11 protein-coding genes are annotated in these 13,557 nt (G+C 46.2%); 1 reads left to right on the top strand and 10 read right to left on the bottom strand.

Annotated elements, in window-relative coordinates:
• Positions 1 to 112: 112 nt before the first annotated feature.
• The 6 genes from P402_RS0105295 to P402_RS0105270 form a co-directional block, all read right to left on the bottom strand.
• A complete protein-coding gene (locus tag P402_RS0105295) occupies positions 113 to 1,156 on the bottom strand; it encodes a glyceraldehyde-3-phosphate dehydrogenase (RefSeq protein ID WP_026827752.1) in 1,044 nt (347 codons plus the stop codon).
• Between the two features lie 176 nt (positions 1,157 to 1,332).
• Entirely contained in the window at positions 1,333 to 1,920 is a 588-nt protein-coding gene (coaE, locus tag P402_RS0105290) for a dephospho-CoA kinase (protein WP_026827751.1), read from the bottom strand.
• Positions 1,917 to 2,747 carry a DNA-formamidopyrimidine glycosylase gene (gene mutM, locus P402_RS0105285; protein ID WP_026827750.1) on the bottom strand — a complete coding sequence of 277 codons (831 nt, stop codon included), beginning with the start codon at positions 2,745 to 2,747 and terminating at the stop codon, positions 1,917 to 1,919. The genes coaE and mutM overlap by 4 nt, the downstream gene beginning before the upstream one ends.
• Positions 2,748 to 2,771: 24 nt before the next feature.
• A complete protein-coding gene (gene polA / locus P402_RS0105280) occupies positions 2,772 to 5,369 on the bottom strand; it encodes a DNA polymerase I (protein ID WP_026827749.1) in 2,598 nt (865 codons plus the stop codon).
• A gap of 202 nt (positions 5,370 to 5,571) precedes the next feature.
• Entirely contained in the window at positions 5,572 to 7,305 is a 1,734-nt protein-coding gene (gene pnpS, locus P402_RS0105275) for a two-component system histidine kinase PnpS (protein WP_026827748.1), read from the bottom strand.
• Positions 7,302 to 8,009, bottom strand: coding sequence for a response regulator transcription factor (locus P402_RS0105270; RefSeq protein WP_026827747.1), 708 nt, complete (start codon positions 8,007 to 8,009; stop codon positions 7,302 to 7,304). The genes pnpS and P402_RS0105270 overlap by 4 nt, the downstream gene beginning before the upstream one ends.
• 215 nt (positions 8,010 to 8,224) lie before the next feature.
• Here P402_RS0105270 and P402_RS0105265 point away from each other — a divergent pair, with 215 nt between their 5' ends.
• Positions 8,225 to 8,656: a divergent PAP2 family protein gene (locus P402_RS0105265; RefSeq protein WP_427374138.1), complete on the top strand. Its 432-nt coding sequence runs from the start codon at positions 8,225 to 8,227 to the stop codon at positions 8,654 to 8,656.
• 88 nt (positions 8,657 to 8,744) lie between these two features.
• Here P402_RS0105265 and P402_RS0105260 read toward each other — a convergent pair whose 3' ends face one another.
• The 4 genes from P402_RS0105260 to citZ all read right to left on the bottom strand — a co-directional run bounded on the left by P402_RS0105260 (position 8,745) and on the right by citZ (position 13,520).
• Positions 8,745 to 9,884: a zinc-dependent alcohol dehydrogenase gene (locus P402_RS0105260; RefSeq protein ID WP_026827745.1), complete on the bottom strand. Its 1,140-nt coding sequence runs from the start codon at positions 9,882 to 9,884 to the stop codon at positions 8,745 to 8,747.
• A 218-nt stretch (positions 9,885 to 10,102) separates the two neighbouring features.
• Positions 10,103 to 11,035, bottom strand: a complete 933-nt coding sequence (gene mdh / locus P402_RS0105255; protein WP_026827744.1) for a malate dehydrogenase — start codon at positions 11,033 to 11,035, stop codon at positions 10,103 to 10,105.
• A gap of 27 nt (positions 11,036 to 11,062) precedes the next feature.
• Positions 11,063 to 12,337 (bottom strand): NADP-dependent isocitrate dehydrogenase, encoded by a 1,275-nt coding sequence (icd, locus tag P402_RS0105250; RefSeq protein WP_026827743.1) that lies wholly within the window; start codon positions 12,335 to 12,337, stop codon positions 11,063 to 11,065.
• 70 nt (positions 12,338 to 12,407) lie between these two features.
• Positions 12,408 to 13,520, bottom strand: a complete 1,113-nt coding sequence (gene citZ, locus P402_RS0105245) for a citrate synthase (RefSeq protein ID WP_026827742.1) — start codon at positions 13,518 to 13,520, stop codon at positions 12,408 to 12,410.
• Positions 13,521 to 13,557: the final 37 nt, after the last annotated feature.

Below are 13,557 nucleotides of genomic sequence, written 5' to 3'. Positions count from 1 at the left end.
TTGAATTATAGCGAGTATCAAAAAGATACACAAGGATAAATTTCGAATTTTAATATATTTTCTTAAAGAAAACGCTCTACAGGTTGCTGTAGAGCGATTCTTCATTATTATTTTATTTTAACTCCAGTTGTTTTTGTTCGTTTCCACTTGCCTCGATATGTGCACCGACCAGATGAACGAGATCGACGACACGGCATGAGTAACCCCATTCATTGTCGTACCAGGCGAGGACTTTAACCTGTCGTCCTCCCATGACCATCGTCGATAGACCGTCGACGACTGTCGACTTTTCTTCTCCGTTAAAGTCAATCGAAACGAGCGGTTCCATCGTCAGACCGAGTATGCCGTCGAGTGCTCCGTCCGCTGCCTTGACGAATGCTTCATTGACTTCAGCGACGGTCGTATCACGGCTGACTTCCACAACCAGATCGACCAGTGAAACGTTTGGTGTCGGAACACGGAGTGCCAGTCCGTTGAGTTTCCCTTCGAGATGCGGTAAGACGAGTGAAATCGCTTTGGCAGCTCCGGTCGAAGTCGGAATGATCGACGATCCGCAAGCACGTGCCCGGCGTAAATCCTTATGCGGATTATCGATATTATTTTGATCATTCGTAAAGGCATGAATCGTCGTCACAAGACCCGATTCAATTCCGAATGCCCGGTCGATGACTTGAACGACAGGTGCAAGACAGTTCGTCGTGCATGAAGCGTTCGAGACGATTGCGTCCGTCTCATGATCATACATCTCGTCATTGACCCCCATGACGATCGTGCGCAGATCCCCTTTTGCCGGTGCAGTGATGACGACTTTTTTTGCCCCAGCCGTCAAATGTTTCTCAGCACCCGTTTTCGAATTAAACTTCCCTGTTGCTTCGACAACGATATCGATGCCCAGTTGTCCCCACGGCAACTGCTCCGGATCGCGTTCGCTGACGATTTGAATGTGTCGTCCATTTACCATCAATGCCCCGTCAATGATGTCAACTGGATAAGTAAATTTCCCGTGAACCGTGTCATATTTGATGAGATGTGCCAATGTTTCCACCGGATAACTTGCGTTAATGGCGACGACCTCACTTTTCCCCTCAGCGATGAGACGCCGGAATACCATTCGACCAATTCGACCAAAACCGTTAACTGCCACCTTGACTCCCATTTGCGGATCCCCCTTCAATGTGACGGATGATGCTCCGTTTACAGATAGAACTATATCATGAAATGTAAGCGATTTCATTACGTAATCTAAAAAAAGTGAGAGAAGTTGGTAACTTTCTCCCACTTGGATGACGAAAACACTTTTCGAGATAGAAAACAGATCCAAGAGATTTGCCTTTATACGGGACGAATCGTTTTTAACCAGCTATCGATTTGTCGGTATAATGCTTCTCGTGTACTTTCATTGGTCAGAACGTAGTCTGCCAGACGCTTTTTCTGTTCGATATCCAGTTGCGCATTCATTCTGGCCTGTGCTTCTTCAGCTGTTAGGTGATTTCGCTCCATCAGCCGTTGCTTTTGTAATTCGGCAGGACAGTAGACCACTACGACTTGATCGACAAGTTGTTTCCAGTCTCCTTCTAACAGCAATGGAATATCAAAAACGACGATGGATTGTCCAGTCTGTTCCTGTTGAGTCGCCATTTCTAACATCTGTTTCCGAATTTTCGGATGCATCAATTCATTCAGGATTATCCGCTTTTCATTATCGTGAAAAATGATATCACCCAACTTGGAACGGACCAGCTGTCCGTCGATGAAAGCTGTCGGAAATGCTGCTTTGACTTCCGCATAAGCCAATCCGCCCGGTTCGATGACTTGTCGGGCGACCAAATCGGCATCGATGACGACGACACCCTGTTGTTGCAAATAAGCAGATACCGTACTTTTTCCGGTTGCAATTCCTCCGGTCAGTCCGATTCTCATAAAGCCACCTGTTGACAGGTCGGGCAGAAGTGCGTCCCTCGTCCGCCGACTTTAATTTTTTCGATTGCCGTCCCGCATCTAGGGCAAGGTGCCCCGGTTTGCCCGTATACCGCCAATTGCAATTGGAACTCCCCTTTTCCGGTCGGCGACACATAACTCCGAATCGTACTTCCGCCGCTTTCGACGGCTTTTTTCAAGACCTCGACACCAGCGACATGAATCCGTGAGATGTCGTCGAGTGTCAGTGCACCCGCTTTCGTTAACGGATGGACCCGGGCCGCAAACAGCGTTTCATCGACATAAATGTTTCCCAGTCCTAAAAAAATCGATTGATCGAGCAATGCCGTTTTAATCGGACTGCGTTTTTTCCGAATCAGGTTTTCAGCCAAAACTTCAGCCGTAAACGTCGGATCAAACGGTTCCCGTTCGAGTTGCGCAAGCGGCGGAACCTGCATGGCCGTCTCTTTATCCCGTAACTCCATCGTGCCGAATTTCCGGACATCGTTGTAATGCAGTTCCGAGCCGTCTGTAAAGCGGAAGATGACATGGGTATGCTTATCTTTCTCAATCGCCTGTGGATAAGGGAAGTACTTCCCTTCCATCCGCAAATGACTGACGAGATAAAACCGTTCAAACGTAAATAGTAAAAATTTCCCCCGACGTTCGACGCGTTCGATTCGCTCTTGCTTCAATGCGTCAACGAACGGTGCGACTTCCATTCCCCGAATCATCTTCGGATGAAATACTTTGACAGAAGAAATCGTTTTTCCGGAGACCGTCCGTTCCAAGCTTCGTCTGACGGTCTCGACTTCAGGTAATTCAGGCAACTTACTTCCTCCTCTGACAACTTCTTATTTAGTTTCGTACCATGAATGACCGGCATCCCCATCAACGCGTAATGGTACAGATAAGTGAACCGTCTGTTCCATGGCTTGTTTGACTAGCGTCTTCAGTGCATCCAGTTCTTCATCCGGCGCTTCAAAGATCAATTCATCGTGTACTTGTAGTAACAGACGAGCCTGCAGCGGAGATGCTTCCAGTGCTGCATGAACATCGAGCATTGCTTTTTTGATGATGTCGGCTGCTGAACCCTGTATTGGTGTATTAATGGCCGTCCGTTCTGCAAAACCGCGTAAATTAAAGTTTTTCGAATTGATATCGGGAATATTCCGACGACGATTCATCAATGTTTCGACGAAACCGTTCATACGTGCTTTTTCGATGGCGGCATCCATGAACAACTTGATTTGCGGGAACAATTCAAAGTAACGGTCAATGAAGTCTTGCGCCTCTTTACGTGAGATATTCAAGTTCTGTGACAAACCGTAATCACTGATGCCGTAAATGATTCCGAAGTTGACGGCTTTGGCCTGACGGCGCATATTACCTGTGACGTCATTGGGTGCGACACCAAAGACACTGCTCGCTGTCTGTGTGTGAATATCGGCATCGTCCAAGAACGCTTGGACAAGTGTTTTGTCTTCCGACATATGCGCCATGACCCGCAATTCGATTTGGGAATAGTCGGCGGCGTACAAGGACCAGCCCGGTTCACTCGGAACGAACGCTTTGCGGATTTTCCGACCTTCCTCGATCCGGACCGGAATGTTTTGTAAGTTCGGGTTAACAGAGCTGAGGCGTCCCGTCTGAGCAATCGTTTGGGCGAATCGTGTATGAATTTTCCCATCTTCCTTGATGACCTTCTGCAACCCTTCGACATACGTCGATTGCAGTTTTTGTAATTCCCGGTATAACATGATGTGGTCGATGACCGGATGTAACGGACGAAGTTTTTCAAGTACATCGGCCGCTGTTGAATAACCGGTCTTCGTTTTCTTGAAGGCAGGTAATTCAAGTTTTTCAAACAAGATGACGCCGAGTTGTTTCGGCGAGTTGATGTTGAACTCTTCTCCGACTTCTCCGTAAATCAGTTGTTCTAAATCATGTAGACGTCCGGCCAAATCTGTTTGCATCTCCTGAAGTGTTCCAACGTCGACGCGAATTCCGGTCCATTCCATTTCTGCCAACACGCCGGATAATGGACGTTCCAGCGTTTCGTATAATTCAAACTGCTGGTTTGCCTTCAGTTCTTCTTTGACTTTCGGGAACAACAGTTCAATCATGCGCGCTTTTTCCGCCAAGTAAGGATGCAACAACTCGTCTGCCGGAGCAAGACGTTTTGCACCTTTCCCTAAAACGGATTCTTCGTTTGGTGCCATCAGCATGTAATGTCCGGCAATCGAAGCCAGGGTGGTCCCTCCGCTCAAGTTCAATAAATAACCGGCGAGTAACAAGTCATCATATGCCGTTAATTTTAACCCGTGTTTACGTAAAGCAAACGCAACTTGCTTCGCATCCAGACAAATTTTTTGATGTTCTGATTCAATCCAGTCACGGAATGCCGGATCATTGACGAGTTCAGATGAAGCGACATAAATTTGATCCGGCGTTGCGATACCGAATCCAATAATGTCTTCTTCCATATAATCTTCACGCAGTTGTTCAACGACCAAAACAGCGTCTGTCACATCTGACGGGAGCGAAGTAATCGCTTGGATGTTTAACTGTTCTTTATCCGCTTCTTCGACGACCGGAGCAAACCGGTTCGTCAAGGACTTAAAGCCAAGTGATTGGAACAATGAATACGGTACTTGTGTATCGACGTCACTGATTTGTAAATCGTCGAGTGTCACATCGAGTGGAACGTCCAACTTGATGGTCGCCAGTTCTTTCGACAATCGAGCCAATTCTTCATTTGCGACGACTTTTTCTTTTTGTTTCCCTTTTAAGTCTTCGACATGCTCGTACAGACCTTCGACGGATCCATACGCAGAAATCAATTTGATGGCTGTTTTTTCACCGATTCCCGGCACTCCTGGAATGTTATCGGATTTATCACCCATCAACCCTTTCAGATCAATCATCTGGATTGGCTTCAGTCCACCATAAGTTTCGGCAAATAATTCTTCTGTCATACAGAGAACGTCTGTGATGCCACGCTTCGTAATCAACACTTCGACCTGATCCGTCACGAGTTGAAGTAAATCCTTATCTCCCGTCACGATTCGGATTCGATCAGCCGGCATCGTTTGTGCCAATGTACCAATCAGATCATCCGCTTCATAACGATGCAGTTCCATCATTTGAATGCCTAACGCTTCGCAGATGTCCCGCACAATCGGAAACTGTTCCCGAAGCTCGGAAGGTGTCTTTTCACGACTTCCTTTATATTCTTGATATACGTCATGCCGGAACGTTTCGCTCGATGCATCAAATGCGACGAGCATGTGTGTCGGCTGTTCCTCTTCAAGTAATTTCAACAACATCATCGTGAAACCGTAAGCAGCATTCGTGTTGCGTCCTTGCGCATCCGTCATCGGTGGTAACGCAAAAAAAGCACGATACGTCAGTGAGTTTCCATCAATCAATAAAAGTTTATTTTCCATCATCTACGCCCCTTTGGAAGATTTTCTGTTCTTATTGTATCACTCTACACACATTTGTTCGCTAAAAAAGCAGACAAAAAAAGACGACCAGCTAAAAAGCCAGTCGCCACTGCGTGTCCCGACATGGGAGCTGAACCAGTCGAGGCACAGATGATGAAGAAGGTACTTTAAGCATACGATCCTTCTGTAAAGGGAATATGAATCCTCATCCCTTTTTGGGTAAACGTATCGTAAAGGTTGTCCCGACATTTTCTTCAGATTCGACTTCAATCGTTCCATGGTGGAGATCAATGATATGCTTCACAATCGCCAGACCAAGACCTGTCCCGCCCGAGTTCCGGCTTCGTGCTTTGTCCACCCGGTAAAACCTTTCAAAAATCCGTTGCATCTCTTTCGGATGAATCCCGATCCCATCATCCTTAATGCGGAGCATGACGGCTTCTTCCCCGTCCTCTAGACTGATCCAGACATTCCCACCGTTCGGCGTATAGTTCAAGGCGTTTGCTACAAGATTGACGACGACTTGCTTCAAACGATTTAAATCTGCACGGATAAACACTTCTTCTTCTGTTTCGAGGTGAATCGTCATCTGCTTTTCCGTTGCTTTTCGTTGTAACAGCGTTGCTGTTTCACGAAGTAAGCTTGTGACGTCGACAATCGTCGTCTCCAGCTGATAATTGTCCTGCTCAAGACGCGACAGTTCAAGTAAATCTTCAACCAGTGTCTGCATCCGCTCGGATTCATCGTGGATGATGTTCAGGAACTGTTCCCTGATTTCCGGTACGTCTTGCGCTCCATCGAGTAGTGTTTCGGCAAATCCTTTGATGGAAGTCAGTGGGGTCTTTAACTCATGACTGACATTTGCGACGAAGTCTTTGCGCATCTGTTCGAGCTTTTTGATCTCTGTAATATCGTTAAATACGACTGTCGTCCCTTGGACCCGTCCGTTTTTTCCGAAAATCGGTGCTGCACTGACCATGAAAGTCCGACTGTTCAAACCAAATCGGACACTCGATTGTTTCCGGTTTGGTTTTTCCGTCAGGTAGACATCTTCGATCACTTGACTCATCTTTTCATTTGGTAAGACCCGGTAGTACAACTGTCCGTTCGATTGGTCATAGATATTGAACATTTCGCGGTATGTTCGATTGACAAGCAAGACATAGCCTTTTTCATCAATCAACATCAAGCCGGCCCCCATGTATTCAATCAGAGACTCAAGCCGCGCCCGTTGCATCGCTTCGCCGGAAGACGCATTTTCTAGGTTCCGGGCCAACAGATTAATGGATTTCCCGAGATCTCTCGATTCATCCGGTGCAGTCAATTCGTAGACACGTGATTTATAGTTCCCGTGTGACAACTCGTATAAGACTTCTGTCGCTTCCGCAATCGGTCGTAAAAAACGTTTTGTCGAACTGTAGACAGCGAAGAAAATAATACAAAGCGAAGTCAGAAGAGATAAGATGATGACGGTCCAAATCCGCGAATAAATCATGTTCAAATCTTTTGTATAGCGGATGAAACTGATGTAGACTTCCCCGCCGTCAGCCGTCAGGACAGGTTTCGTATATTGCAGACTCGTCTCATCGACTTTCGATTCGAAGGTTCCATCGTTCGGAATGGCAGAAAAATTGATGGCCCGCACGTTCAGCTTCGTGACATCGACCGGAGTTCCGGCAATGATTTCCCCACGACCATTAAATAAAATCATGTCGAAATTCGATTCGGCATACATTTTATCGACATATGCTGCCATATCCGGAACCGTCCGCTCCCGTAAAATCGTCTCCACCAGTGAAGTCTCATCCACTAATTTTTCTTTTTCATTATTGATATAAAAATCTTTAAATGATTGTCCAAGCAAAAAGCCCAGTGCGATTAATACTAGGCTGATAAAAGACAACATTTTCAGAATGAATCGTTTGCGGTATTTACTCATTCCGCTTTCGGCTCCTCCATCTTATAACCTAATCCTCGAATCGTTTTAATGTAGATCGGCTTTTTCGTATTCGGTTCGATTTTTTCACGGACATGACTGATATGGACGTCAACGATCCGTGTATCCCCGACGAAGTCATAATTCCAAATGGCGGACAATAACTGGTCACGCGTCAAGACACGTCCCTTATTTTTCGCGAGATACACCAACAGTTCAAATTCCTTTGGTGTTAATTCGAGTCGCTCTTCCGCTTTGAATGCTTCGTAGTTATCCGGCACGATTTTGACGTCTCCAATCAAGATTGTCCCATCCGTCACTTCTTCCGCAACGGTTTGCTGGTTCATCCGGCGCAGGATGGCTTTGACACGTGCCACAACTTCACGCGGACTAAACGGCTTCGTCAAATAGTCATCTGCTCCAAGCTCCAGACCGAGTACCTTGTCAAACTCATCATCTTTTGCCGTCAGCATTAAAATCGGTGTATTGATTTTTTGTTGGCGCAGTCGTTTACAGACTTCCAGTCCATCCAGTTCCGGCAACATGAGATCGAGGACGATCAACGCAGCATCTTGTTTCTCCGCTAACTTCAGACCCGTCATACCATCATGGGCAGTTTCAACAATAAAACCGGCTTGCTCTAAATTAAACTTTAAAAGTGTGGCAATCGAGAGTTCATCATCGACAACGATTATTTTATCTTTCAAGACAGTTGGCCTCCTCAGCGCATTTCATCTTTGAATGAGGAATTCCGTGGAATCCACTTCTTCTGTCTTCATCTTAACGACTTTCACTACTAAACCACAAATCTTTCCGTCGTTTCTTTACACAATCTTTAAGGTCGGACTCGTTCTTCCAGTAGTTTCCCGTGTTGAAATGGAGGAATTGGGGAAACAGTTACATATCGTCATCATGTGGAGGAATGGATATGGAATGGAATAACCCGTTATTTGCAGCAATCACCGCTTGGTTCATCGCCCAAGCCGCAAAACTCGTCACCGGTTTAATTAAGACAAAGAAATTTGATCTTGAAATCATGTTTGCCTCAGGCGGCATGCCGAGTTCACATAGTTCGACTGTCGTCGCACTGGCTGTCGTAATTGGTTTTCAAGAAGGCTTTAGCTCATCGCTGTTTGCCCTCGCTGCGATTTTCGCCGTCATCATCATGTATGATGCGACCGGAGTCCGCCAAGCCGTTGGTCTTCAAGCCAAACTGCTGAATGATTACTTCAAAGGAATCCGCCACGAAACACCGTTGCTCAACGAATTGGTTGGACATACCGAGTTCCAGGTCTTTGTAGGTCTTCTGCTTGGTTTGGCCGTTGGTTTCCTTTGGCCCGTCCTGTTCTTTTAATCTGTGACGCGTATCGGATAAATCAAAAGAAATATCTTCATGCAAAAGACCGCTTTCGATTCGAAGCGGTCTTTTTGTATGATTTTCATTATGGTTTCAAGATGACTTTGATACATCCATCAGCATGATCATTAAACGTTTGGTAGGCATGAGCCGCCTGCTCCAAATCAATTTTATGGGTGATGATATCGGTTGGATCAAATTCCTGATTGATGATTTTTTGGAACAATTCCGGCATCAGATGGACGACCGGTGCTTGCCCCATCTTCAACGTGATGTTTCGGGTGAAGAAATCACCGAGCGGGAATTGATTGTATTTTTTGGCATAGACCCCTGTCAGTTGGACCGTTCCGAATTTCCGGACAGCGTCTTTGGCGATATTGATTGCACTCAATGTTCCGCCTTGTAACCCGATCTTCTGTTCCACTTTTTCAAGCGCGGACATCTTCCCGTCAAATCCGACACAATCAATGACGACGTCCGCCCCGCCTTGTGTCAGTTCTTTTAAATATTGTCCGGTTTCCTGATGATCTTGTAAGTTGACGGTCTCGACCCGATTCGTCATCTTCGCATGATTCAGACGGTACACTTGTTCATCGACCGCAATGACCCGTTTTGCTCCTTGCATCCAGGCGAATTTCTGTGTCATCAATCCGACAGGTCCTGACCCCAAGACGACGACGGTATCCCCTTTTTTGACCCCTGAATTGATGACGCTCCAGTACGCTGTCGGAATAACATCCGACAAAAACAACAACGCTTCGTCTTCCAGTTCACATGATTCAGGAACGACGAGCGGCATGAAGTTTCCAAACGGGACTTTTAAGTACTCTGCTTGTCCACCGGGATGCCCGCCGAACTCTTCCGTAAATCCAAAATAGCCGCCTGTATCGACGTGTGGGTTCCCATTGGAATTATCACACTGACTCTCCATATCGTGATCACAGTAGAAACAATGACCACACGCAACGTTGAACGGTAAGACAACCCGATCGCCCCGCTTGACCTTCGTCACGTCAGGGCCTACTTCTTCGACGATCCCCATCGGTTCATGTCCAATGACATAATCCTTTTTCGCCGGCATGTTTCCTTGATAGATATGCAAATCTGACCCACAGATAGCAGTAGACGTAATCTTGACGATGATATCATCGTTCTTCTCAATCGACGGATCCTGGACATCTTTCACTTCGACATTTTTTGTACCTTGATAAGTGACAGCGCGCATGATGGTTCCCCCTTTGAATTTTCAAAAATAGCGTACTTTATTCGTTTACCCTAAATAAGTAGCATTCATGCTACATGTTTTTTACAAAAAGAGGAAACTCAAGCAAAGTCACCTCCCCTTCATTGATTTTAGTTTGCTTCAAAAAAACTACACAAAAAAGATGAGACCGATTTATTAATCGAACTCACCTTTACATCATACTTTTAAAAATCATTGCTTCACAGAAGCGCAAGAACGGAACGAACCGTTGAAACAGACCGATCCAGACCTTGCTTCTCATCTGGCGTCAATTCCAACTCGAGCACTTGTTCAACACCATTTCCCCCAAGAATAGTCGGAACACCGAGGTACAAGTCCTCATATCCGTACTCTCCTTCGAGATAGGCAATCGCCGGCAAAATTCGCCGCTGATCTTTTAGAATCGCTTCCACCATCTCAACAATGGCCGCTGCCGGTGCATAATAGGCCGAGCCATTTCCAAGTAACTGGACGATTTCGCCGCCACCTTTACGTGTTCGCTCAACGATGGCCGCTAATCGTTCAGGTGAAATCAGTTTTTCCAGTGGGATACCACCTGCATAGGAATAGCGTAACAAGGGAACCATGTCATCCCCGTGCCCACCGAGCACGAATCCGGAAATATCCTTAACGGAGACATTCAGTTCCATTGCGACGAACGTCCGAAAACGTGCTGTATCTAATACACCGGACTGGCCGATAACGCGTTCTTTCGGAAAACCGGATGCTTGAAAGACGGTATATGTCATCGCATCGACAGGGTTCGTCAACACGATGATGATGGATTCCGGTGCATGGGTCACGATTTCTTTCGTAACGGCTTTCATGACATTTGCATTCGTGCTGACAAGATCTTCGCGACTCATCCCGGGTTTTCTGGCAATCCCCGCCGTGATGACGACAATGTCAGATCCTTCGATGTCTTGATAATCCGATGTCCCGTTGATCCAGGCATCAAAACCTTGAATCGGTGCTGTTTCCTGCATATCAAGTGCTTTTCCTTTGGTCGCGTTTTCCTGTTGCGGCATATCAACGAGCACGATATCCCCTAACTCTTTTTGAGCAAGGTACAGTGCTGTTGTTGCCCCTGTGAATCCACTCCCGATGACCGAAATCTTTTTCCGTCGATTCATTGTCCAGTCCCCCTAGTCAAGATTAAATTACATATTCTTGATGAGTTCGTCCGCGAATTCAGAACATTTCACTTCTGTCGCACCATCCATGAGACGTGCGAAGTCATACGTGACGACTTTGTTTTCAATTGATTTTTCCATCGATTGAATGATTAAGTCAGCGACTTCATTCCATCCAAGGTGACGGAACATCATTTCTCCTGAAAGAATGACAGAAGATGGGTTTACTTTATCAAGTCCTGCATATTTCGGTGCTGTACCGTGAGTCGCCTCGAAAATCGCGTGACCTGTCATGTAGTTGATGTTGGCACCAGGTGCAATCCCGATTCCACCGACTTGTGCTGCAAGAGCATCTGAAATGTAATCACCATTCAAGTTCATTGTTGCGACAACATCAAACTCTTTTGGACGCGTCAAGATTTGTTGTAAGAAGATATCAGCAATCGAATCTTTGACGATCAACTTGCCTGCTGCTTCTGCTTCAGACTGTGCTTTGTTTGCTGCGTCAGCACCTTCTTCATCCTTGATTCGGTCATACTGGTTCCATGTGAAGACATGTTCTGCGTATTCACGTTCTGCGAGTTCATAACCCCAGTTTTTGAATGCACCTTCTGTGAACTTCATGATGTTACCTTTGTGAACGAGCGTCAATGAAGCACGTTTGTTTTCGAGTGCATATTCAATCGCTGCACGGACAAGACGTTCTGTTCCTTCTTTAGAAATCGGCTTGATTCCGAGACCAGACGTTTCAGGGAAACGGATTTTGTTGACACCCATCTCTGTTTGCAGGAAGTTAAGTAATTTTTGTGCTTCTTCGCTGCCTGACGCATACTCGATCCCAGCGTAGATATCTTCTGTGTTTTCGCGGAAGATGACCATGTCTGTATCTTCTGGGCGTTTAACCGGTGAAGGAACACCTGTGAAGTAACGGACCGGGCGAAGACATGTATACAAATCAAGTTCTTGACGAAGCGCAACGTTTAACGAACGGATTCCGCCGCCGACCGGTGTCGTGAGTGGTCCTTTGATCGCGATGATGTGTTCGCGAATCAGGTCAAGTGTTTCTTCCGGAAGCCAGTTGCCTGTTTTGTTGAAGGCTTTTTCTCCAGCGTAGACTTCTTTCCATTCAATCTTCTTTTCACCGTTGTATGCTTTTTCGACAGCAGCGTCAAAGACACGAACTGCAGCATTCCAGATATCAGGTCCAGTGCCATCACCGATGATGAAAGGAATGATTGGTGCATTTGGTACGTTAAGTGTCCCGTTTGTTACTGTGATGTTTTCGCCTTGAATTGTAGCCATTTGTAAAATCCCCCTTGAATATGATTGATGTCATCAAAAAGCAGGAGAGGATTTCTCCTCTCCGTCTTTTTTAACGTTCGTTCATGGACACGTATGTCCGGTGTGTTTCACCAATATAATCGGCGCGTGGACGAATGAGGCGGTTGTCGCTATACTGCTCTAAAATGTGCGCTAACCAACCTGACATACGACTGACGGCAAAGATTGGTGTAAACAATTCCGTATCAAGTCCAAGTGCATGGTACGTCGAAGCCGAATAGAAATCGACGTTCGGTTTCAATCCTTTTTCCGATTGGACGATTTGGTCAATCTTGACTGACATCTCGTACCATTTCGGTTCTCCGATTTGAGCTGTCAATTGACGGCTCATCTCCTGGAGGTGCTTCGCACGTGGATCGCCGTCCTTGTAGACACGGTGACCGAAGCCCATGATTTTTTCCTTGTTCTTAAGTTTATTATGAACATACTCGTCAACCTTTTCAACTGAATCAATTTCCAGCAACATTTTCATGACGGCTTCGTTCGCTCCACCGTGAAGTGGACCTTTGAGTGCCCCCATCGCAGCCGTGACGCCTGAATAGATATCCGATAATGTCGCAACACAGACACGTGCTGTAAACGTCGAAGCGTTCAGCTCATGATCCGCATGCAGCACAAGCGCTTGATTAAAGGCTTTTTCTGCTACTTCTGTCGGCTCTTCGCCTGTCAGCATGTAGAGGAAGTTCGCTGCGTATGAAAGTCCTGCTTTCGGTGCAACCGGCTCTTGGCCTTTTTTGATTCGTGCATACGCTGTTACGAGTGTCGCAATCTGCGCTTGGAGTTTGATGGCTTTAGCGTAATTCGCCTCTGTCGACATATCTTCAGCCGATTCATCGTATAATGCGAGTTGTGATAAAGCAGTACGAATGGCTGACATCGCGTTGGCGGTTTTTGGCGCCACTTTTAATGTCTCAAGGACTGCTGGTGCGACTGTTGCTTCAGAAATCAAAGCTTCTGAAAGTTGCTTCAGTTCGTCTTCTTTTGGTAAGCGGTCATTCCAAAGTAAAAAGACCACTTCTTCAAATGAGGCGTGCTCCGCCAAATCATCAATTGTATACCCACCATACGTCAACTGACCATCAATGATCGAACTGATCTTCGATGCTGTCGCGACGATTCCTTCTAAACCTTTTGTTTGTGTCATACAAAAATCCCCCTTTTTTTCCCCCAGAAATTTAAAA

The sequence above is a fragment of the Exiguobacterium sibiricum 7-3 genome (genome assembly GCF_000620865.1).
In the GTDB taxonomy this organism is placed as follows: domain Bacteria; phylum Bacillota; class Bacilli; order Exiguobacteriales; family Exiguobacteriaceae; genus Exiguobacterium_A; species Exiguobacterium_A sibiricum_A.
The sequence above is the reverse complement of the archived record's forward strand: the minus strand, read 5'-3'. Positions and strand labels throughout refer to the sequence as shown.